General features: G+C 40.1%; 24 protein-coding genes. 14 read left to right on the forward strand and 10 right to left on the reverse strand.

The features are described 5' to 3' along the window. Positions 1-80 precede the first annotated feature (80 nt). The gene (locus CF596_RS05225; protein ID WP_096901441.1) at positions 81-683 is read left to right on the forward strand and encodes a YidB family protein; all 603 of its coding nucleotides are present in this window, start codon (positions 81-83) and stop codon (positions 681-683) included. Positions 684-779: 96 nt separating this feature from the next. On the opposite strand, the gene CF596_RS05230 is transcribed toward CF596_RS05225, so the two are convergent. From CF596_RS05230 to CF596_RS05250, 5 genes are all read right to left on the reverse strand, one after another. Beyond that, positions 780-1913 carry a porin gene (locus CF596_RS05230; protein WP_096901442.1) on the reverse strand — a complete coding sequence of 378 codons (1134 nt, stop codon included), beginning with the start codon at positions 1911-1913 and terminating at the stop codon, positions 780-782. A 354-nt stretch (positions 1914-2267) separates the two neighbouring features. Then, a complete protein-coding gene (locus CF596_RS05235) occupies positions 2268-2681 on the reverse strand; it encodes an HIT family protein (protein WP_096901443.1) in 414 nt (137 codons plus the stop codon). Between the two features lie 38 nt (positions 2682-2719). Further along, the gene (locus tag CF596_RS05240; RefSeq protein ID WP_004976631.1) at positions 2720-2989 is read right to left on the reverse strand and encodes a YARHG domain-containing protein; all 270 of its coding nucleotides are present in this window, start codon (positions 2987-2989) and stop codon (positions 2720-2722) included. Between the two features lie 85 nt (positions 2990-3074). After that, on the reverse strand, positions 3075-3947 hold the full coding sequence (locus CF596_RS05245; protein ID WP_096901444.1) for an NAD(P)-dependent oxidoreductase: 873 nt from the start codon (positions 3945-3947) through the stop codon (positions 3075-3077). Positions 3948-3960: 13 nt separating this feature from the next. Beyond that, complete coding sequence (locus tag CF596_RS05250) at positions 3961-5055, reverse strand: alpha/beta fold hydrolase (RefSeq protein WP_096901445.1); 1095 nt, start codon at positions 5053-5055, stop codon at positions 3961-3963. 151 nt (positions 5056-5206) lie between these two features. Here CF596_RS05250 and CF596_RS05255 point away from each other — a divergent pair, with 151 nt between their 5' ends. From CF596_RS05255 to trpB, 9 genes are all read left to right on the forward strand, one after another. Continuing rightward, on the forward strand, positions 5207-6394 hold the full coding sequence (locus CF596_RS05255; protein ID WP_096901446.1) for an O-succinylhomoserine sulfhydrylase: 1188 nt from the start codon (positions 5207-5209) through the stop codon (positions 6392-6394). 31 nt (positions 6395-6425) lie between these two features. Next, the gene (locus CF596_RS05260; protein WP_004976621.1) at positions 6426-6755 is read left to right on the forward strand and encodes a YbaB/EbfC family nucleoid-associated protein; all 330 of its coding nucleotides are present in this window, start codon (positions 6426-6428) and stop codon (positions 6753-6755) included. 10 nt (positions 6756-6765) lie between these two features. Continuing rightward, the gene (recR, locus tag CF596_RS05265; protein WP_019837914.1) at positions 6766-7362 is read left to right on the forward strand and encodes a recombination mediator RecR; all 597 of its coding nucleotides are present in this window, start codon (positions 6766-6768) and stop codon (positions 7360-7362) included. 272 nt (positions 7363-7634) lie between these two features. Further along, positions 7635-8777: an HRDC domain-containing protein gene (locus CF596_RS05270; protein ID WP_096901447.1), complete on the forward strand. Its 1143-nt coding sequence runs from the start codon at positions 7635-7637 to the stop codon at positions 8775-8777. A gap of 169 nt (positions 8778-8946) precedes the next feature. Then, the gene (locus CF596_RS05275) at positions 8947-9255 is read left to right on the forward strand and encodes a YcgL domain-containing protein (protein WP_004976615.1); all 309 of its coding nucleotides are present in this window, start codon (positions 8947-8949) and stop codon (positions 9253-9255) included. Positions 9256-9276: 21 nt separating this feature from the next. Then, a complete protein-coding gene (locus CF596_RS05280; protein WP_096901448.1) occupies positions 9277-9660 on the forward strand; it encodes a hypothetical protein in 384 nt (127 codons plus the stop codon). 22 nt (positions 9661-9682) lie between these two features. Beyond that, positions 9683-10534 carry a MoxR family ATPase gene (locus tag CF596_RS05285; protein WP_096901449.1) on the forward strand — a complete coding sequence of 284 codons (852 nt, stop codon included), beginning with the start codon at positions 9683-9685 and terminating at the stop codon, positions 10532-10534. Between the two features lie 14 nt (positions 10535-10548). Continuing rightward, positions 10549-11736 carry a VWA domain-containing protein gene (locus CF596_RS05290; protein ID WP_004976609.1) on the forward strand — a complete coding sequence of 396 codons (1188 nt, stop codon included), beginning with the start codon at positions 10549-10551 and terminating at the stop codon, positions 11734-11736. A 105-nt stretch (positions 11737-11841) separates the two neighbouring features. Next, entirely contained in the window at positions 11842-13050 is a 1209-nt protein-coding gene (gene trpB, locus CF596_RS05295; protein ID WP_004976606.1) for a tryptophan synthase subunit beta, read from the forward strand. 92 nt (positions 13051-13142) lie between these two features. Here the strand turns inward: trpB and CF596_RS05300 are convergent, their stop codons facing one another. The 3 genes from CF596_RS05300 to CF596_RS05310 all read right to left on the reverse strand — a co-directional run bounded on the left by CF596_RS05300 (position 13143) and on the right by CF596_RS05310 (position 14456). Next, positions 13143-13577 carry a CBS domain-containing protein gene (locus tag CF596_RS05300; protein WP_096901450.1) on the reverse strand — a complete coding sequence of 145 codons (435 nt, stop codon included), beginning with the start codon at positions 13575-13577 and terminating at the stop codon, positions 13143-13145. 119 nt (positions 13578-13696) lie between these two features. Next, positions 13697-14071, reverse strand: a complete 375-nt coding sequence (locus tag CF596_RS05305) for a DUF2750 domain-containing protein (protein ID WP_004976601.1) — start codon at positions 14069-14071, stop codon at positions 13697-13699. A 151-nt stretch (positions 14072-14222) separates the two neighbouring features. Beyond that, positions 14223-14456, reverse strand: a complete 234-nt coding sequence (locus CF596_RS05310; RefSeq protein ID WP_004976599.1) for a hypothetical protein — start codon at positions 14454-14456, stop codon at positions 14223-14225. 219 nt (positions 14457-14675) lie between these two features. Here CF596_RS05310 and CF596_RS05315 point away from each other — a divergent pair, with 219 nt between their 5' ends. Next, positions 14676-15035, forward strand: a complete 360-nt coding sequence (locus CF596_RS05315) for a hypothetical protein (protein WP_004976597.1) — start codon at positions 14676-14678, stop codon at positions 15033-15035. A gap of 126 nt (positions 15036-15161) precedes the next feature. After that, on the forward strand, positions 15162-15479 hold the full coding sequence (locus CF596_RS05320; RefSeq protein ID WP_004976594.1) for a hypothetical protein: 318 nt from the start codon (positions 15162-15164) through the stop codon (positions 15477-15479). On the opposite strand, the gene CF596_RS05325 is transcribed toward CF596_RS05320, so the two are convergent. Continuing rightward, positions 15376-17016, reverse strand: a complete 1641-nt coding sequence (locus CF596_RS05325) for a pitrilysin family protein (protein WP_004976592.1) — start codon at positions 17014-17016, stop codon at positions 15376-15378. The two genes, CF596_RS05320 and CF596_RS05325, sit on opposite strands and share 104 nt — an antisense overlap. 12 nt (positions 17017-17028) lie before the next feature. Then, positions 17029-18363: a pitrilysin family protein gene (locus CF596_RS05330; protein ID WP_225530234.1), complete on the reverse strand. Its 1335-nt coding sequence runs from the start codon at positions 18361-18363 to the stop codon at positions 17029-17031. A gap of 186 nt (positions 18364-18549) precedes the next feature. Between CF596_RS05330 and ftsY the strand changes: the two genes are divergently transcribed. Then, a complete protein-coding gene (ftsY, locus tag CF596_RS05335; protein ID WP_004976589.1) occupies positions 18550-19656 on the forward strand; it encodes a signal recognition particle-docking protein FtsY in 1107 nt (368 codons plus the stop codon). Between the two features lie 206 nt (positions 19657-19862). Continuing rightward, positions 19863-20549, forward strand: a complete 687-nt coding sequence (locus tag CF596_RS05340) for a nitroreductase family protein (RefSeq protein WP_096901452.1) — start codon at positions 19863-19865, stop codon at positions 20547-20549. Positions 20550-20733: the final 184 nt, after the last annotated feature.

The raw sequence follows: 20733 nt of genomic DNA on the forward strand, positions 1-20733 counted from the left end.
TTGCAAAATTTAACAATTTCAAGCGCGCAATTCAGTCAAAACTTCGTATGCTGTCATAAGGGCATTATGAGGAAAATAAAATGACCAATTTAAGCAATATTGTTGAAATTTTAGCAAAGCAGGCATTGGGCGCGAATCAGCAATCTAATCAATCTCAAGGCGGATTGGGTGGTATTTTAGGTTCGGTTTTGGGGCAACTTGGTGGTAATAACCAACAATCTGCGCAAGGCGGCTTGGGTGGCATTTTTGGTTCGGTACTAGGTCAGTTAGGTGGGCAACAACAGCGTTCTGCTACAGGTGCTTCAGGTACACAAAGTTTATTGATTGCAGTTTTGCCTTTGGTGTTGGCATGGATTCAAAAACAGGGTGGCTTGCAAGGTGCTTTGGATAAACTCAAAGGACAAGGCTTAACCAGTCAGGTGGATGATTGGGTGTCTACAGGCCCAGGTGAAAATGCGCATGTAGGTGCTGAACAAGTACAAAGTTTATTTGATGATGCCGATGTAGAGCAGGTCGCACAGCAAACTCAGGCGCCAAAGCAAGATATTTATAATGCGATTTCTGCAGTATTGCCGCAAATTATTGATTCATTGACACCACAAGGTGAGCAAACTAGCAAACAAGAAGCCAATGATGATATTCAACAAGTCATGAATTTAGTGTCTGGATTTTTAAAGCGTTAATATTGAAAAATTCAGCTTTGCAAAACTGACTTGAATAAACTAAGCCAGCAAGTTTGTTGGCTTAGTTTTTATTTGGTTTTTTAAGTTTGGTTAGACTTAGAAGTCGTAACGGAAACCCAAAGAAAGACCTAAAGCATCTTCGTCATTCACGCCACCAACGTTGTTTGAGCGACCTTGTGACCATGGTGTTAAGTTAGATTTTTTGTCATTAAGCATAGTTGCAAGGTTTGCGTATACACGTACGGCCTTGTCTAAACGGTGCTCTACACCCACAGCCAATAATGTTGCATTTGCATCATCTGCATCTACATCACGATGGAAGACTTGACCGCGTACATAAGTCTTCGGTGTAACTTTATAATCCGCTGCTACGCCAAATACTTGTGCATCTGGGTTTGCAGTTTCATTATCATGTGTTAACAATTGATATAAAGCACCAACGTTTAACTCAGGTGTGATTTTGTATGCAGCGGCAATACGGAAGCCATCACGCTCACCACGACCAGCATCTTCTTCATAGTGCTCATAAGCAGCAGCAAAATCGACTTTGCCTTCTTTATAAGTTAAAGCTAAGTCATAAGCTTTATCATCACGATCAGCTTTAGTATTTGTTGTTGTAGTGCCTGGAACAACAACTGTAACTGGACCGTCTACAGTATTAATGACTGTAGTTTTTTGTGAGGTTGTAGATGTGAAACCAGCACTATTACCTTCATGTAAAGAAAGTGCAGCTAGAACATTAAAACCGCCACCAAATTTAGGTGATTTATATTCAATTGAGTTAGCATTACGCTCATCAAAACGTAAGTTACCAGCACGAGTTACGTTACGGATGTCACCAACTTGGTCACCAAAGAAGTTGACTGGACCACGTGCAGCTTTAAATGGGCTGTCAAAACGACCTACACGCGCTTGACCGAAGTCACCTTTTAAACCTACAAAAGTATCACGAGTAGCAAACTCTAAATCATCATTTGCAGAACCGCTAGCAAAGTTAATTTCTTGTTCAATTTGACCAAAAACAGTCATGCCATTTTCTAATTTTTGTTCAGCTTTGAAGCCTAAACGTGATGAGTTAGAAGAAAGACCAACTTCGTTGTAGTCTTTACCATCATCAAGATAGTCTAAAGATACGTGTGCACGACCATAAACTTTAACATCAGCAGCCATCGCTAATGCTGGTGTTAAAAAGGTTGCCCCAACTGCTAATGCGCAAAGCGTTTTTTTCATGTGTAGCTCCAATACAGACTATTGTTTTTTAGTCCTAAACATTGTTCAGAAGTAGGGTTGATCTACCGCTGTTCACTATTGGTGCTAAGTATTCCTTACAAATGCGACAGTAATATTAAGGAAATATTTCAAAATTATTAAAAAGTACAAATTAGATCAAAAACTTACTTTTATTCGCATTTTTTTAGTGACTGAGTTTTTAAATTTAGAAAAAATATATGAAATGAATAACTTAATTGCAAGCAGACTGAAATGCTATTGTCATAAACTGCTTGAAAAAATGCAGGGTTAAAGTATGAGATGAAAAAAATGGAGCAGTTGCTCCATTCATTTTGTATGACATTTTTGAAATTTTTAAAGCGCTGCTTTAATTTTTTCTGCTTGGGCTTTAATTTTTTCTTGATCGCCCATTTGTGCAGCATGTTTCCCAAGTTGATGAACCGAGGTTGGAATTAAGTGAAAATGCACGTGAGGGACAGTTTGACCTGCACTAGTACCTGACAATTGCATTAACACGATACCATCTACACCCAAAGCTTGCTCCATTGCTTTCGCAATTTTTTGCACAATTTGAATAGTATAGGCTGCTGCATCTGCGGGTAAATCCAATAAAGTCACTGCAGGCGTTTTAGGAATCACGAGAGTGTGACCATCGGCTTGCGGCATGATGTCCATAAAAGCAAGCACTTGGTCATCTTCATACACTTTAATTGCAGGAAGTTCGCCACGTAGAATTCTTGCAAAAATATTTTGATCATCGTAAGCCATTATGATTCCTTAAATTCAGCTTTGATATTTCAGAACGGTTATTTACAGTTCAGTTCTTTTTGACGTTCTTTGATTGCGTCAAGACGTTGTTGTTCTTTTTCAGAAAACTTAGGTTTGGTTGTATAGCAGTTGTCATTACCAAAACGTGCTTTAGCTTCTGGGTCTTTGAAGCAGAACCCTTTAGATGCATAAATAACATCGTGGTCATTTTTCAGTTTCTGACATTCTTGTTCAGATGCAAAAGTAGTTGAACTTGCCCCAATTAAAGTTGCAAGGCTTGCAAATACGGCAATGCTAAACTTGTTCATAAGAGTTTCCTCTACTTAATGATGGTGTGACTAGCCACTTAATACACATTATTGGGTTTATGGCTGTATATTCAATGGCGAGTTCTTACTCTAGGGTAATATTACTCCATAATTCATACATTTTCACAGCAGTGGAAAAATCACTGTCTTTTTCTGCGGTTAAATTCGCTGCTTGAATCAGGCTTTGGGTTAAAGCCAATACAGGTGCAGGCAAAGCTGCTTCATGGACTAAATCTAATGCGATACCTGTGTCTTTAGCCAGTAAAGGGAGTGCAAAAGTATTTGGAAAAGCGCGATTCAGTACTCGCTGCGGCAAAATCATTTCCGTTACTGCGCTTTTACCACTTGAAGCATTTATGCATTGCAAGGCCTGATTTAAGTTTACGCCATGTGCTTTTAAGGTGGTAAAACCTTCAGCTGCAGCACACAAACTCACTGCCATTAACATATTATTCACCGCTTTTACGGCAAAGCCAGCACCAGGTTCACCCACATGCTGAATCACTTTACCAAAAGCCTGAATTGCAGGTAGGGCTTTTTCAAAAGCAGCAGCTTTACCGCCAATCATGACTGTTAATGTGGCATTTTCTGCACCAATGGTTTGTCCGCTTACAGGTGCATCTAAAAAGTCGATCTGTTGTGCTTCAAGTTGTTGTACCAATTTTTTAGCACTTTCGGGTACGCCACTGGTGCAATCGACCCAGACTGAACCTGCTTTAAGTTGAACTTGTGCAATCAGGTTTTCAACTTCGGTACTGGTGGGCAAGCAAGAAAAAATAATATCTGCTTGCACCGCTTGAGCCAATTCAACCGCTTGTGTGCCATATTCAGCAGCATGTTGCTCGGCTTTGGCAAAGTTACGATTCCAGACATAGACCGTATCAAAATGTTTAGGTAAATGGGCTGCCATGCGGTAGCCCATTGCGCCTAAGCCAATAAATGCAACAGATTGAATCATGTTTTTGCTCTCTTTATGCAATTTTGCTAGATCGTTGTTCTAACCAAGTGGTCAGTTTAGGCCAGAATTCATTGGCACTTTTTTGACTGGACATTAAACCCAAATGTCCACCTGGAATAAGAGTAAACGTGACATCGGTACTACTTGTCAATTCACATAAAGGTTGAGCAGCTTCAGCAGTGACAATTTGATCGCTATCACCCGCACCGACCAAAAGTGAACAATGAATATTTTTAAGGTCTATCTGATGTTGTTTGAGTTGAATATGACCTTGTTTGAGTGGGTTTTGCAGCCATACATTCAATACCATGTCCTGATTAATCCCACCCGGATAATCAATCATATTATTTAAAAAATTGGCTAAAGTTGCGTTTTCATGCAAGGTTTGTAAGTCGTGCAGATTCGACAGCATCTGTGTATTGCTTTCCAGCCATGCTCTAGGGTCTAAAATCTTAAAACCAATCGCATTGATTAAACCCGGTGTATGAATTAAATGCTTTGGAATTTTTCCTGAATAAAAGGCATGTTGCAATTTGGGATATTTAGAAATCAGTTGATTGGTCAGTTGAAAGAGTTTACCAACCCGCCCCGAAGCATAGCTATCTACAGGGCTACCCAAAACCATCAAGTTTTTAATATGAGTTGTTTGTTGGTCGGCGGTATAAAGCATGGCAAAAATACCCGCCATACTCCAACCATGTAGTGAAATTTGTTCGACTTTGGCGTGTTGTAAAATGAGTTGAATACAATTAGGGATTGCATCCTGAATAAAAGCCATAAAATTTAAATGACAATGTTGATAGGTCAATTGTCCCCAATCAACCAAATACACATCAAAACCGCTATGCTGAAAATGTTTCACTAAAGAGCGATAAGGATATAAGTCATAAATCGACATGGTAATTGCTAAAGGCGCAACAAAAACCAGCGGCTCTTTATATTGCTTATCTGGCGAAGCGTAATAGCGAATCTGCGCATACTTATAACGTGCCACGATGTCGTATGGCGTGGTCTGAGATAAGATCAAATCACGGCTTTTAAATAAGCGAGTGCTGAGGTTTTTAAGCTTTTTTCGGTGCGGATTAAATTTTCTTTGTAGCTGATTCATGAGGTGTTCCATCACACGTGGCGCCGATTTGAATGAAGTCTAAGCGATATTTATACATTTTACCTTGACCTTAAATGCGCTTGGCGCTCAAAATGTTGGCAATTATTTAACAAACAGGTCTTAGGACTAAGTTTAGGGCTGAGCAGTAAAGATGAGTCAACACGACGACATTGAATATCAATTAGATACTTTGGCAATTCGTACCGGACACAACCGTACAATTGAAGGCGAACACAGTGAGCCAATTTTCCTGACTTCATCATTTGTTTGTGAAAATGCTGCCGATGCAGCTGCAAAATTCTCAGGTGAAATTGAAGGCAATACCTATTCACGTTATACCAATCCAACTGTACAGGCTTTTGAAAAACGCTTGGCAGTATTAGATGGTGCAGAACGTGCGGTTGCGACAAGTTCGGGTATGGCGGCCGTTCATGCGATCACTTTGGCTTATCTTAAAGCGGGTGATCATGTAGTCTGTTCACGTGCTGTATTTGGCTCGATCATTTCACTATTTGAAAAATACGTGATGAAGTTTGGTGTCGATGTCACTTTTGTTGATTTAGAAGATTTAGACAGCTGGAAACAAGCCATTCGTCCAAACACACGTCTTTTATTTATTGAAACGCCATCGAATCCATTGGCACAAGTAGGCGATTTACAAGCCATTGCCGATATTGCACATGCAAATAATGCTTTATTTGCAGTTGATAACACCTTCTGTACCCCAGTTTTACAACAACCAATTAAATTTGGTGCTGACCTAATTATCTACTCATCGACCAAATATATTGATGGGCAAGGGCGTGCTTTAGGCGGCGCTGTGGTAGGTAAAGACAAACTGGTTGAAGAAATCAACGGTGTGATTCGTACTTTGGGTAACTCATTAAGTCCATTTAACGCATGGATCTTCTTAAAAGGTTTAGAAACTTTAAGCCTGCGGATGAAAGCACATTGTGCCAGCGCACAAAAACTTGCCGAGTGGCTAGATGCACATCCAAAAGTTGAAAAAGTGTATTATGCAGGCTTGCCGCATCACGCGGGGCATGAGTTGGCGAAAAAGCAACAGTCTGGCTTTGGCGGTGTTGTATCTTTTGTGGTGAAAGGCGAGCGTGAAGGCGCGTGGACTGTGATTGACAACACACGCTTCCTATCTATCACCAGTAATTTGGGCGATGTAAAATCAACCATTACTCATCCTGCAACAACATCGCATGGCAGAATGACCCCAGAAGCCAAACAAGCAGCAGGTATCAGCGAAGGTTTAATTCGTGTTTCTGTTGGCTTGGAAGATATTGATGATATTATTCGCGACATCGAGCGCGGTTTAGACCTCATTTAAAACTAAATAGATCATTTGTTCGGAGATTTTTATGAACATTAATATGTTGATGCAGCAAGCACAGCGCATGCAAAAAGAAGTGGAAAACAACATTAAAAAAGCCAAAGAAGAACTTGCGCAAACTGAAGTGCATGCAGAAGCAGGTGGTGGTTTAGTGAAAGTGACTATGACCTGCCGTAATGTGGTCAAACGCATTGAAATCAACCCTGAATTATTGCAAGACGATGCAGACATGATTGAAGATTTGATTGCCGCTGCAATGAATGATGCTGCCCGTCAAGCCGAAGCAATTTCTGAAGAAAAAATGAAGTCTGCAAACTCAGGCATGGGCTTGCCACCGGGCTTGGCTGGTTTATTCTAAGGAACGGCGTATGTTTAGTGATCGTTTTGATCAACTGGTACAAGCGCTACGCATTTTGCCAAGTGTTGGGCCAAAATCGGCTCAACGCATGGCATTGCACCTGATTATGAAAAATAGAGAAGGTGCAGTCGGTTTGGCTCATGCTTTGAACGAAGCTACTAGCTATATTCATGAATGTTCAATTTGTCACTCATTAACGGAAGATGAAGTCTGCAATATTTGCGCCTCACATGATCGTGATGCACACTTACTTTGCGTGGTGGAATCTCCGGCCGATGTCATGGCGATTGAGCAAAGCGGCAGTTTTCGTGGCAAATACCATGTTTTAGGTGGGCACTTATCGCCATTAGATGGCATTGGGCCTGACGAAATTGGTATTCCATATTTGGTTCAGCGTTTAAGTGATGGCAACATTACTGAGGTGATTTTGGCGACCAATGCAACCGTAGAAGGTCAGGCGACAGCACACTATTTGGTAGAAGCGACCAAACATTTGCCTGTGCAGATGACCCGTATCGCGCAAGGTGTGCCGCAAGGTGGCGAACTTGAATATGTCGATAGTCATACTTTAAGTCAGGCGGTGCATAATCGGATGCGAATGAAATAAGCATTTAGGTGCTTATTTCATGTGGATGTTTATTTCGCATGTGTGGCTATTTTATATGAATAATCAATTGATAAATCATCCATGAAAAGGATTACTTGCCTTTAAAGCCAATAAAAATCAAATTAAGATAAAAAAACGATAAAAAAATCTAGAAAATATCTGTATTGACTTAAAAATAAGATAAAAAAGTAAAATACCGATTATATTTTTATAGCTAAACGCTATTTAATGTTTAAAATGAAACTCTAGAGAGTGCAGTCTATCTGGTCGCTATGTTCCAATTTATTCACCAACAAAAAGACTTTGAAAATGTCTTGGCATTAATGAGTCAAAACAGCATCTATGGTTTAGATACCGAGTTTATTAAGGTTGATACTTTATGGCCAAAATTGGGTGTATTCCAAATTAATGTTAATGATCAGGTCTATTTGTTAGATGGCACTTCTTTAAATTTAAGTGCATTTTGGGAAAAACTGTTTCAAGCGCAGCAAAATATTTTTCATGCCTGCGGTGAAGATATTGATTTAATTTATCATTATGCGCAGCAAAAAAACTTAGATAACGTGTTTGATACCCAAGTTGGCATGTCATTTTTAGGGCATGGTTTACAAGTCAGTTATCAAAACGCTTTAAAAACCATGCTCAATGTCGATATTGATAAAGGGCAAACTCGCTCAGACTGGCTTGCACGTCCGTTGTCCGATGAGCAGTTAAATTATGCTGCCAATGATGTGCTGTATCTAATGCAATTGGCAGATAAGGTACAAACCGACTTAAAACAAAATTATTTACTGGATTTTGCACAAGAAGATTGCCGCAATTTAACTCAGGAAATTGGTGAAGAAACACCTTTAGAGTTGTTGTATCAGGATGTGGGCAACTATCGTCATTCACGCCGTCAACTCATGCAATTGCAACAATTGGCCGTTTGGCGTGAGCAAATGGTAAAAGCCTTAAACCAACCACGTAGTTTTATTTTGCGTAATTCTACTATGCTGGACTTGGTCGAGAAAAATCCTAAAAATCAGTTCCAGCTCAGTACTATTAAAGATTTACGTGCGCATATTGTGCGTGAACATGGCAAAACTATTTTAGATTTAATTAAATATTTGCCTGATCAATCACAATGGCCATTACGTATGGCGCGACCAATTCGTCATTCTTCAAAAGAAGTGGGCGAAAATGTAGAACAGGTGATTCAACGTGCCGTACAGGAAACTCAAATTCCAAAAGAAGTTTTGCTGCGTAAAAAATGGCTCAATGCGCTTTATCAGCATGTGGTATTTCATAACGATGAGCAAGATTTGCCTAACTATTTGTTAGGTTGGCGTTATGAATTACTCACCAAGCCTTTAATTGAAGTTTTACATGCCGACGAGCGTTATTTGTCTGGTCAGATGAAAGTTGCTGAATAAATCAAACCGATCCACATTTTAAATAAAGCCGTTTTTCACCTGAAAATGGATGAATTTTCACGCCATTCTTTGTTTGAGTGTAAACATAGACCAATGCGTTAATAATGGTTAATGTATCTCGGTTTTTTTTGTTGTATCCTTTGACTGAGTTTTTAGAGTTTTGTTGTTTATGCACTGTTCAATTTATAAATCGAGCAAAAAAGATGAGATGTATTTATACATCGCCCGTCCTGAGCAAACTGAAGATCAAGCAGAAGCGTTTAACCCGCTAGAGGTTTTACCTGAGCCAATGCGAGTTGCATTTGGTCGTGCGACATTTGTAATGGATTTGCAACTGTCTGAAAGCCGTAAGTTGGCACGTGTGAATGTTTTGCATGTCATGGATTCTATTCAAACACGTGGCTTCTTTATTCAAGTGCCACCAGAAGGCTTAATTAACCCAAATGCCGTTGAACCAGAAGGTTTACGTGGTGCTTAAGCTTTATTCAGGAGTTGAGAAATGAATAGTGTGATGACTGGATTGGATTCAATTCCTGAAACAGCAATTGCTGTTTCTGTTTATTTGTTGGGGAGTGCCATTATTTTATGGTGCTGGTACGAAATTGCCAAACGCTTGCCCAATCCGTTAGGTGGTATCACTTGGATTGTGCTGTTTGCAATTTTACTTACCCCAACAGTATCAGAAGGCAGCAATGCAGCACTTGCCCCAGCCATCTTTGGACTTCTTTTTGGTGTTTTAACCAAAGAAACCCCATTGGTTTGGTCTAATTTATCTGCCATTTTATTTGTGATCGGTCTTGGCTTATTGATCGGTTATTTCTGGTCAAGATACTGTCTTAAACAAACGACTTATAAAGCCAAGAAAAATACCTCACCACTGTAACTAAAACAATTAAGGTAAAATCATGTCTGTTGATGCGCAACAATTTTCGGGTACAGATCAGTACATTGCGACTGATAGTTTAAAACTTGCGGTGAAAGCCGCACGTGCTTTGCAAAAACCGCTTTTGGTGAAAGGTGAGCCAGGTACAGGTAAAACCTTATTGGCAGAGCAAGTTGCTAAAAGTTTGGGTTTAAAGTTGATTACATGGCACATTAAATCGACCACCAAAGCGCAGCAAGGTTTATATGAATATGATGCAGTGTCGCGTTTGCGTGACAGCCAACTGGGCGATGACCGTGTGTATGACGTTAAAAACTATATTAAACCCGGGAAATTGTGGGAAGCATTTACCAGCGAAGAACGCTGTGTGTTGTTGATTGATGAAATTGACAAGGCAGATATTGAATTCCCAAATGACCTGCTACATGAACTCGATAAAATGTCGTTTTATGTTTATGAAACAGGCGAAACCATTACGGCAACACAACGTCCAATCGTGATCATCACATCAAATAATGAAAAAGAGCTGCCAGACGCTTTTTTACGTCGTTGTTTCTTCTATTATATTGATTTTCCAGATGAAGCGACCATGCGCGATATTATCGATGTGCATTTCCCGAATATTTCAAGCACATTGGTTTCAGAAGCTTTACAAGTTTTCTTTAAATTGCGCCAAGTTCCGGGCTTAAAAAAACCACCATCTACGTCTGAATTAATTGATTGGTTAAGCCTATTGATGGCAGATGACATGCCGGAAGATATTTTGCGTAATAGCGATAAAAGCAAAGCCATTCCGCCTTTATACGGTGCATTAATCAAAAATGAACAAGATGTGCAATTGCTTGAGCGTTTAGCCTTTATGTCGCGCCGTTAAGGGAGGACAACGCCATGTTCGTGCGCTTGTTTTATACCTTGCGACGTTACGGTGTACCTGTCACCACACGTGAATTGATTGACTTAAATCAGGCGGTGGCATCGGGTCTGGTTTTTGCAGATCAAGATGAATTCTATCAACTTGTTAAAACCGTCATGGTCAAAGATGAGCGTTTTTTTGACAAGTTTGACCGTGCTATGAAAGATTATTTTGATGGCATTTCCACTTTTGATTTAGATGATTTACTGCAGCAAGTTCATCAATTGCCTAAAGACTGGTTCGACTTAGAACTATTAGAAAAACATCTCACGCCAGAACAACGCGAAGAGCTGAAAAAAGCAGGTTCTTTAGAAGAATTGATGAAAATGCTGGAAGAGCGTTTACGCGAGCAGCATAAAAAGCATCAGGGTGGCAACCGTATGATTGGTACGGGCGGTACATCACCGTTTGGTGCTTTTGGTGATCATCCTGAAGGTGTACGCATTGGTGGGCCTGGACGTAAGCGTTCAGCTGTTAAAGTCTGGGAGCAGCGTCAGTATCGAAATTTAGACGATGAACAGATTTTAGGTACACGACAAATGCAATTGGCACTGCGTCGTTTGCGTAAATTTGCCCGTCAAGGTGCAGCTGAAGAATTGGATATTGATGGCACTATCCGAGAAACTGCCAAACAGGGCATTTTAGATGTGCAATTGGTGCCAGAACGTCGTAATCGCGTCAAAGTGTTGATGTTGTTTGATGTGGGTGGCTCGATGGATGCACACATCGCCCAATGTGAAAAACTGTTTAGTGCGGCCAAAACTGAGTTTAAAACCCTCGAATATTTTTATTTCCACAACTGTTTATACGACTATGTTTGGAAAGACAATTTACGCCGTAGCAGTACCCGTATGAATACGTGGGATTTGTTGAATACCTATGGACGCGACTATCGGGTAATTGTGGTCGGTGATGCGAGTATGGCACCTTATGAGCTGAATTCGATTGGTGGTTCGGTAGAATATATGAATGATGAGGCAGGGCAAGTTTGGTTACAACGTCTGCGTCAGCATTTTGAAAAAACCGCATGGCTGAATCCTGAACAGGAAGGCTATTGGCATTACACACATACCATTGGTTTAATTAAACAAATTTTTGAACATCATATGTATCCAATGACTTTAAAAGGCATTGAAGATATGACTAAATATTTGGCGCGTTAATCGTCATTTTCGTCAATATCACTCAACTTTTGAGTGATTGTTAGGCGAAGACTAAGTAAGTGCAGACACGATAGGCAACGTGAATTTCAATCTGAGGGGATCGATATGGATCATCAAATCAATGGCATCGCATTACCGAATGAAGACGGTTTTTTCGGGCAATATGGCGGGCAGTTTATTCCACCACATTTAAAAGAAGCCATGGATGAAATTAACGTTGCTTATGAGGAAATTCGTAAAACGGCAGAATTTCAGAATGAATTAAAAGATTTGTTTGCTCACTATGTTGGCCGTCCAAGTCCTTTATTCCATGCCAAGCGTTTATCTGAACAGTTAGGTGGTGCGCAAATTTATTTAAAGCGTGAAGATTTAAACCATACTGGTGCACATAAAATTAACCACTGTTTAGGCGAGGCATTACTAGCCAAATATATGGGTAAAACCAAAGTCATTGCAGAAACTGGTGCGGGACAGCACGGGGTAGCCTTGGCGACGGCATGTGCGCTAGTGGGAATTCCGTGTGAAATTCACATGGGACAGGTGGATATTGAAAAAGAACACCCGAATGTGGTGAAAATGAAAATTCTAGGTGCCAACCTGATTTCAGTGACCCGCGGTACAGCCACTTTAAAAGATGCAGTGGACAGCGCTTTTGAAGAATATTTAAAAGACCCAAAAAACTTTATTTATGCGATTGGTTCTGTGGTTGGGCCACACCCATTTCCAAAAATGGTGCGTGATTTCCAATCTATTATAGGTGATGAAATTAAACTGCAAAGCCAAGAGCGTTTTGGTGTAAACCCAGATTATATCGTGGCATGTGTGGGCGGTGGTTCAAACGCAGTGGGTGCATTTACCGCATTCTTAAATGATGCAGAAGTGAAACTTGTGGGTGTTGAGCCTGCAGGGCATGGTTTAGATACAGATCAACACTCTGCAACCCTAACTTTGGGTAAACCAGGCCAGCTTCACGGTATGGCGTGTTATGTACTTGAAGATGAACATGGTGAGCCATTGCCAGTGCACTCTATTGCCTCTGGTTTGGATTATCCAGGTGTGGGGCCGCAACATAGCTTCTTAAAAGACATTGGTCGCGTGGAGTATTCAACGGCAACTGACCAAGAATGTTTAGATGCCTTTATGACGTTGTCACGTGTAGAGGGTATTGTACCTGCTTTGGAAAGCTCACATGCGGTGGCGTGGGCATTACGTGAAGCACCAAAAATGGCAAAAAACGTGAAAATTGTGGTTAATCTTTCAGGTCGTGGTGATAAAGATTCAGACTATGTAGCAGAAAAATTAGGTTTGAATTAATTCTACTGAATATGAAAAACCGCCTAAATGTGTAAGTTTAGGCGGTTTTTTTATCTTTACTTTATATTTGGCAGGTTTTATAAAACAGTGTCTTAGCTTGCAATATATTGTTGTAACTGCTCGATCAGTTTGCGCTGATCATCCATAGTCGCTTTCACCAAGTCACCAATCGACACTAAACCTACCAACTGCTCATCTTCAAGTACAGGTAAGTGACGTAAATGATGGTCAGTAATTAAGTTTAAGCATTCTTTCACACTGGTGTTTTTGGTCACGGTCAGTACTTTAGCAGTCATAATTTCACTAACCGTTGTGCTTTTAGAAGTTCGTTCCATCAAAATAACTTTACGGGTGTAATCACGCTCAGACAGAATACCAACCACATGATTGTTTTGATCGGTAACCACCAACGCACCAATGCCTTTTTCAGCCATTAAACTAATTGCTTCTAAAACCGTTGCTTCTGGGCGAATTGTGTAAATTTCGTGATGTGCTTTATCTTGTAAAACGTGAGTTACCTTGGTCATATTCTGTGTCCTGATTTGTTGTTTATTGTTTGACTTTTAAAGTAACGTGAATTGTAAAAATTGCAAATACTTTAGAGTCACGATTGTTGATTTTTACGTCAATTCTATTCAGTTTTTATTTAAGCAATATTTAACGCAGGTTCATTAAAAAAGAAATGCTTCATTTGTGAAGTGGTCAGTTTAATTTTTTGACTTGACGAACCAAACAAGGTTGGCGTGACATTTAAACGGGTGAGCGTTGGTAATAAAAAAGTCTCAAAATCCTGCGCGGAAATTTTACGAGGACTATATTGTGGCCAGTGTTTAGCAGCATATTTATGCGCTTGTACCGCATTTAACCAAAAAGGGAAAATATAATCATCGTGATCTGAACTCATTGCCCAACCTTGATGGAATAAACCCCAAAGTACACCGCAGTACATCATTGATTTTAATAGTGTAACTTTAAGCAGAAAATCCTTTGGTAAAGGGTGGAGTTGGTTAATCTGATTCATAATCAAGCAAGGTTGTAAAATTTGGCTATATTGTAAAAAGAATTGATGAATATACCGTTTAAGCTTTGCTTAAAATCGTAAACAAATATGTATTTATGGTTGGAGCATCTAAAAAAAGGGTCAAAAAAAACGCCACCTAAGTGACGTTTTATTATGCTTGCATGGTGGCCATGTTTTGCCAGTATTGCGCTTTCAATGAATCACGTTCTACGCGGAAACCTTGATAATACAGTTCTGCTAAGAACATTGCCGCTTTACCATGTCCTGCACGTGCAGCTTCTTCGAGTTGTTTTACCGCGTCTTGGAAGTTCATTTGTGAATGAATCGTGTTTACTGCATTTGCATAAACATGCTCTAAGTCATGGTGAGAGATCGTTTGAATCATATTAAACTCCTTATTGTAATTATGATTACTTATTTAAGCCTACCTTTTAGGCTTCATATCAATTTAACGCTTTATTGTTAAACTAATATTACAATTTGATTGAATTGTCAAATAATTATCGGGGTTAATGAGCATATTTCAAGTTTACATGATTAAACATTGAACAAGTTTAATTTTGATTAAACTAAAGCTCTAAGCATGATAAAAAAGGAGAACAACATGACAAGATCCGTAGACGGATGTGCTTTTGATGTACCTCCATTGACTTCTCAAATTATTGAGTTGGCACATCATCACCGTAAAAAACTAGATGAGGTAATTTTCCGTCGAGATGTTCATTTAGGTGAATACTGCTTGGCGCAACGTAAACGTGTGGCTGACTTTGCTAAAACTTTAGAGCGAAGCGATCGTATAGAGTTTTATCGTAATTATGATGGTGAATTACTCCGTATTGCCGATGAAGATGAACTGCATCCTGCCGAAGCAGAGGGCGGTGTCAGTGTATTTGCTATTTTCTTGGTGCTTGCAGTCATTGCATTGGTTTTATACTTTGCGGTAATTCGTGGCACGATTGGCTAAAGCTAAATCCTTTGTAGAATTTGTAGAAAAAGGCTCAATTTTTACTGTGACGATACAGTAAAATTGAGCTGTTTAACTTGTACATCTCACAAGGGCATCCTACACTAAGGCGATTAGAGGTAGGTCATGCACAACGCAATTCAAAAAACGATTCAATTTATTTCTCAACTGAAACTCGAGCAAATTTATAATATTGTTGTGCTGAGTATCATTTTTATTATTTTAACTTTAGCAAGTGTTGCGCTTTATCGCCCAGTTGGGGTGCAACAATTTCAAAATGTTGAGCGTTTGTCACAACAATCTATGTATGCCAATACCCAAGACATGGCAGTTCATTTACTCAATCAACGTCCGATTCGTTATGTGCATTATTTAAAGTTGATGCAGGCACATCAAATGGAGCAAGATCGGGCTCAACAACTTCCTGCCTTGGTGCAAGAGTAATTTTTTCTGTTGGCATGTTATTCATATTGTGCGGTGTCGGTGTTAAAGATGTTGGTGCGAGTAAATTGTCCTGCAGCATTTTTACCAATGCGGCTTTATCTAAATGTTCGCTCACAATTACTAAAGTTAAACGATCAGGATGCAAATGTTTGCGAATTGCACGTTGCACATCTTCAGCGGTAACTTTTTCCACTCGTTCTGCATAATCACTTAAATAATTTGCAGGAAGTCGATAAAAACCGATGTGCCCAAGCTGGGCATTAATACTGGCATTGCTGCTGTATTGATTCGGAAATGCACGAATTAAACCTGCTTTGGTTTCTTTTAATTGTTCTAAATTCATAGGTTGTTGTACAAACTGAATTAAGCTCTGGTGAGCGACTTGAATACTATCGAGTAACTGATCTTGGCGCGTAGAATAGCCTAAGCTAAACAAACCCGCTGCTTGGGTAAAACGAAACGAACTGCTAACACCGTAAGTGTAGCCACGTTTTACTCGTAATTCTTTCATCAAAATTGAATTGAAACTGCTGCCGCCCAGCATTTTATTGGCAATTTCTAAAGCCAAATAGTCAGGATCATCCCGTGTAGTCGCAAGTTGTGCAATACTGACATGCGCCTGTTGTGACCGGTAGGGAATATGCTGGATGTTGAAACGTGTTGCAGGTGTAGGCTGTGGCAAAGCTGTTGCTGCAACACCTTGGGCAATATGTGCGCTGATGGTATTGGCAAGTTTTTCTGCTTCTTTTAAGGTTAATTTGCCTGTAATGGCAATGTTCATATTTTGCGCGACCAGAAACTGATCTCTAAATTGTTGTAAATGCTTTGGTTGAATCCGTTTGATGCTGCCATTGGTGCCTGTAATGGGTTCTGAATAGGCATGTTGTCCGTAAATTGCGCGATATAAGCGAATATTCATTAAACGGCTTGGATTTTCTTGCAGTTGTTTTTGCCCAATTTGTGTATTGCTTTGCACACGCTGGATATTAGAACGCTCAAAAGTTGCATGTTTCAGTATTTCCAGCATCATTTTGACGGCAGTTTGCATTTTCTGCGGATCAGACAGTGTTCTTAGCCGTACCACAAACATATCGCGGTACGCCGTGGTACTAAAACGTGCGCCTGTGGTTTCAAAGGCTGCGGCAATTTCCTCTGCCTTATAACGCTTGGTGCCTTCATCAATCAGTTGGGCTGCCATATTGGCAACGCCAAATAAACCTTTTTCAATTTCTGCATCGCGGGCAGAACCTGCATTAAAAGTCAGTTGGATATCAACCATTGGCAAAGCAGGATTTTCGACAAATAAAGTGCGTACGTGTCGATGATTTTTTAATTCATATACCTGTGGAGCGCGAACATCGACCAATTCATTTACGGCATTTAAACTGTGCAGCAAGCTCAAAGATTGTAAAGGCGTACTTACATCTGTTTCAGCAAAATCATGCGCTGCTGTGGTGGCAGTTTCCATCGCAAAGCCAGCAGAACATAGGCTAAAACTAGTGCTTAAAATAAGCGTGCTGAATAGATGTTTTTTCATGAAAATCACAGTTTAAGGTGTTGTGCTTTGAGGTAATAAATACAAGGTGCTAAGTCTGTCTTTGTTAAAGTAACTTTGCGCAACACGTTGCAGATCCTGGGCAGTAATCGCTTGGAAGTGTTGTGGTAAAACATCGATTAAACGGTGACTGAATCCATTGACTTCCAAATTGCCAATGGTTCGGGCTTGTCCTGCCAAATCATCCTGACTATAAATCCAATTGGCCACAAATTGAGTCACCACGCGCTCAATTTCACTTGAATTGACCAAATCCTGTTTTAGCGTATCCACTTCGTTTTGAATCGCGACCTGTGCTTCGCTTAACGTTACACCTGCTGCAGGCAATGCTGAAATACTAAACAAACTATCCCCACGTTGATACGGGTCATAACTGACACTGACTGAGCTAAGAATCTTATTGTTTCTGACCAAGCGCTGTTCTAAACGTGAAGTAATTCCACTGTCTAACAGTTGTTTGATGATAGTGAGCGCGAAGGCATCTTGAGGATTTTTAGCTGTTGCCAATGAACCGACATTCCAAGCCATATATAAATTAGGAACTTGCACAGTCGCAGACAATTCCATGTGCCGATAACCTAATTGTTCAAACTCCAACACATCATTGCGCGGTGGCGTAGGTGCTTTCGGAATATCTCCAAAATACTTTTGGACTTGCAACAATGCGGCTTGATGATCTACATCGCCCACAATCACTAGAATAGCATTATTGGGGCGATACCATTTTTTGTACCACGCCTGTACATCTTGCAGCTGAATGCTTTGCAAGTTTTTCATGTGCCCAATAATGGGTTGGCGATAATGACTGGTTGGGTAGGCAATCCATTTAAAGCGTTCAAAAGCCAAAGCCCGTGGATTATCATCGGTACGTTGCCGCCGTTCTTCCATTACCACCTTAATTTCAGGCTCAAAGTCTTGTTGGCGAAGTAACAAATTACTCATTCTGTCGGCTTCCAACTCTAAAGCCAGTGGGAAATAAGTTTTGGGATAGAGCTGATAATAATTCGTGTAATTGGTAAAGGTTGCTGCATTGACACTGCCACCATAAATACGACTTAAACGGGTAAATTCATCATTCGGCACCTTGGCTGTACCTTTAAACATCATGTGTTCAAGTACGTGCGAAATCCCAAGTGTATTTCCGGACTCATCGCTACTGCCCACTTTGTACCAAATTTGAGTCATCACCATGGGAGAACGATGGTCTTCACGGATAATGACTTTTAAACCATTGTTGAGTGTGGTTTCAAAAGTGTTATTCGCAGCTAAAACTTCAGCATGGCTAATCGAAGCTGTTAAACCCCAAAGCAACGCACAAACAGACTTCATCGAAAATTGGAACATAAGCAAGTGGAGATCAATCGTTATCGGCTTATCTTTCAGAAATTAAAGCGGAAAGGCAAGGATTGCTGTAGGTATTTTTTGTATGCGGCTATGTGGTTGGAATACGAGGTAAAAGCAATTGGTTTATGTTAGAATCCGATTTTTTAACGCAATGCTTTTCAAGGATTCGGCATGCAACAGCAATCTAATGGGCAAAATAAATTTTTGATTGATGCTGATATCGGAGATGATGATGTCACATTACCGAATTTACCAGCGGTAAATATTCCGATTGTTGAAACAACACCTCTACAACAAGCAGAAACCTCTGAACATGCTGCAGAAACATCATCAGACACGGATGCGCCTGCGAAAGGTGGTTTCTTTAGTCGCATGAAAGAAGGGTTAACCAAAACCCGTAAAAACTTTGCCGATGGCATGGTGAATATTCTGATTGGCGGTAAAGAAATTGATGATGAATTATTAGAAGAAGTCGAAGAACAACTGTTGGTTGCAGATATTGGTGTAGATGCAACGAAAACCATTATTGCCAATTTGACCGAGCGTACTGCGCGTGGCGACTTAATTTATTCACATTCTTTATATAAGGCTTTGCAAGAAGAATTAGTGGCTTTGCTTGCGCCACGGGTAAAACCTTTACATATTGATGCCAATAAAACCCCTTATGTGATTTTAGTCGTGGGTGTGAATGGTGTAGGTAAAACCACAACCATTGGCAAGTTAGCGAAACGCTTACAAGGCGAAGGTAAAAAAGTCATGTTGGCCGCAGGGGATACTTTCCGTGCTGCAGCGACAGAACAATTGCAGATTTGGGGTGAGCGTAACGATGTTGCCGTTGTTGCACAAGGTCACGGTGCAGACAGTGCTTCTGTTATTTTCGATGCGTTTGAAAGTGCGCGTGCCAAAGGCATTGATGTGTTAATTGCAGATACTGCTGGACGTTTGCATAACAAAAGCAACCTGATGCAAGAATTGACTAAAGTTAAGCGTGTGATGCAAAAAATTGATGCGACTGCACCGCATGAAGTGATGTTGGTCGTAGATGCAGGCACAGGTCAAAATGCCATTAACCAAGTGGAAATGTTTGATGAGGCTGTTGGCTTAACAGGCATCACCATCACTAAACTGGATGGTACGGCAAAAGGTGGCGTGTTATTTAACATTGCAAGCCGTAGCCATGTGCCAATTCGCTTTATTGGTGTGGGTGAAAAAATTGACGATTTACGTCCATTCTCAGCCAAAGCATTTGTTGCAGCACTGTTTGAAACTGAGAAATAAGTTTTAAAATAAGTTTAAAGCTAAAATGTAAAAATGCTGTAAGTTTCACACAAACTCCGCAAAATGCGGAGTTTGTGGTTTTTAGCGGGTTTGAGTGTTGTAAAAAGCAGCAGCTAAAAATACGAATGTGAATAAAAGCACATTCGTCTATATACAATAAGAAAAAATATTAGATTGATTTTGATTGATTTTTTGGGGAAGTCAAAATGACACTGTTAAATAAAATTGGTCATGTGCTTACAGCAGATATCACGAAAGACTTTAAGCTTAAGAAAAAGCCGAACTATGACGCAAATGAACTGACTTTCATCGATCAATTAAAAAAGCGCCGTAGTATTTATGCTTTAGGAAAACGCGTTCATTTTAGCCAAACTTATATGACCGAGCTGATTCAGGAAGCTGTGCGTAGCTGTCCATCGGCACATCATTCACAAAGTACGCGCGTGGTTATTTTATTTTCTGAATCACATAAAAAATTTTGGAATTTAGTACAGGAAGTACAACGTCAGTTTGTACCAGAGCAGGTTTTTGCAGGTACTAAAATGAAAATCGAACAATGTGCAGCAGCTTTTGGCACGGTATTGTTCTATGAAGATCAACAAGTGATTCGTCAATTGCAAAAGAAAATTCCATTTAATGCTGCAGAATTTCCAATTTGGTCGGAGCAAACTTCAGGCATGGCGCAATTTGCAGTGTGGACAGCATTGGCAGATTCAGGCGTGGGTGCATCTTTACAGCATTATAATCCAAACATAGACCGTGCTGTGGCAGAGCATTTTGATATTCCAGATACATGGTTGTTACGTTCACAACTCGTTTTTGGATCAATTGAAGAAGAAGTAACCGAACGGAGTCATGCACACTATCAAAATCAATTTAAAGTCTATGCTTAAATAACAGCATTTGATGAAGATTGGTCAAATCAGCTTATTATTATGTGCTACAAAGAGCGAACCGCAGCATATTTATATTGCAATAGACTATATCTATAGAATAAAAGGTAATAGGGTCTGTTGACACTTCGTCTATGTTTGCGACGTGAGAGATATATCTCGCAAGGTTTTTTAGCTGATATAA

This window comes from Acinetobacter sp. YT-02, from assembly GCF_002412355.1.
In the GTDB taxonomy this organism is placed as follows: domain Bacteria; phylum Pseudomonadota; class Gammaproteobacteria; order Pseudomonadales; family Moraxellaceae; genus Acinetobacter; species Acinetobacter towneri.

Coding starts and splice junctions, on each gene's coding strand:
- CF596_RS05310 (WP_004976599.1), bottom strand. CDS start 14,456: ATGATTCAAACGATCTCTCACCATGACTTAGAGCATGTTTATGCAAAT.
- CF596_RS05260 (WP_004976621.1), top strand. CDS start 6,426: ATGAACATTAATATGTTGATGCAGCAAGCACAGCGCATGCAAAAAGAA.
- CF596_RS05225 (WP_096901441.1), top strand. CDS start 81: ATGACCAATTTAAGCAATATTGTTGAAATTTTAGCAAAGCAGGCATTG.
- CF596_RS05250 (WP_096901445.1), bottom strand. CDS start 5,055: ATGAATCAGCTACAAAGAAAATTTAATCCGCACCGAAAAAAGCTTAAA.
- CF596_RS05325 (WP_004976592.1), bottom strand. CDS start 17,016: ATGAAAAAACATCTATTCAGCACGCTTATTTTAAGCACTAGTTTTAGC.
- recR (WP_019837914.1), top strand. CDS start 6,766: ATGTTTAGTGATCGTTTTGATCAACTGGTACAAGCGCTACGCATTTTG.
- CF596_RS05275 (WP_004976615.1), top strand. CDS start 8,947: ATGCACTGTTCAATTTATAAATCGAGCAAAAAAGATGAGATGTATTTA.
- CF596_RS05280 (WP_096901448.1), top strand. CDS start 9,277: ATGAATAGTGTGATGACTGGATTGGATTCAATTCCTGAAACAGCAATT.
- CF596_RS05330 (WP_225530234.1), bottom strand. CDS start 18,363: ATGAAGTCTGTTTGTGCGTTGCTTTGGGGTTTAACAGCTTCGATTAGC.
- CF596_RS05255 (WP_096901446.1), top strand. CDS start 5,207: ATGAGTCAACACGACGACATTGAATATCAATTAGATACTTTGGCAATT.
- CF596_RS05240 (WP_004976631.1), bottom strand. CDS start 2,989: ATGAACAAGTTTAGCATTGCCGTATTTGCAAGCCTTGCAACTTTAATT.
- CF596_RS05270 (WP_096901447.1), top strand. CDS start 7,635: ATGTTCCAATTTATTCACCAACAAAAAGACTTTGAAAATGTCTTGGCA.
- trpB (WP_004976606.1), top strand. CDS start 11,842: ATGGATCATCAAATCAATGGCATCGCATTACCGAATGAAGACGGTTTT.
- CF596_RS05305 (WP_004976601.1), bottom strand. CDS start 14,071: ATGAATCAGATTAACCAACTCCACCCTTTACCAAAGGATTTTCTGCTT.
- CF596_RS05320 (WP_004976594.1), top strand. CDS start 15,162: ATGCACAACGCAATTCAAAAAACGATTCAATTTATTTCTCAACTGAAA.
- CF596_RS05300 (WP_096901450.1), bottom strand. CDS start 13,577: ATGACCAAGGTAACTCACGTTTTACAAGATAAAGCACATCACGAAATT.
- CF596_RS05340 (WP_096901452.1), top strand. CDS start 19,863: ATGACACTGTTAAATAAAATTGGTCATGTGCTTACAGCAGATATCACG.
- CF596_RS05245 (WP_096901444.1), bottom strand. CDS start 3,947: ATGATTCAATCTGTTGCATTTATTGGCTTAGGCGCAATGGGCTACCGC.
- CF596_RS05315 (WP_004976597.1), top strand. CDS start 14,676: ATGACAAGATCCGTAGACGGATGTGCTTTTGATGTACCTCCATTGACT.
- CF596_RS05230 (WP_096901442.1), bottom strand. CDS start 1,913: ATGAAAAAAACGCTTTGCGCATTAGCAGTTGGGGCAACCTTTTTAACA.
- CF596_RS05285 (WP_096901449.1), top strand. CDS start 9,683: ATGTCTGTTGATGCGCAACAATTTTCGGGTACAGATCAGTACATTGCG.
- CF596_RS05235 (WP_096901443.1), bottom strand. CDS start 2,681: ATGGCTTACGATGATCAAAATATTTTTGCAAGAATTCTACGTGGCGAA.
- ftsY (WP_004976589.1), top strand. CDS start 18,550: ATGCAACAGCAATCTAATGGGCAAAATAAATTTTTGATTGATGCTGAT.
- CF596_RS05290 (WP_004976609.1), top strand. CDS start 10,549: ATGTTCGTGCGCTTGTTTTATACCTTGCGACGTTACGGTGTACCTGTC.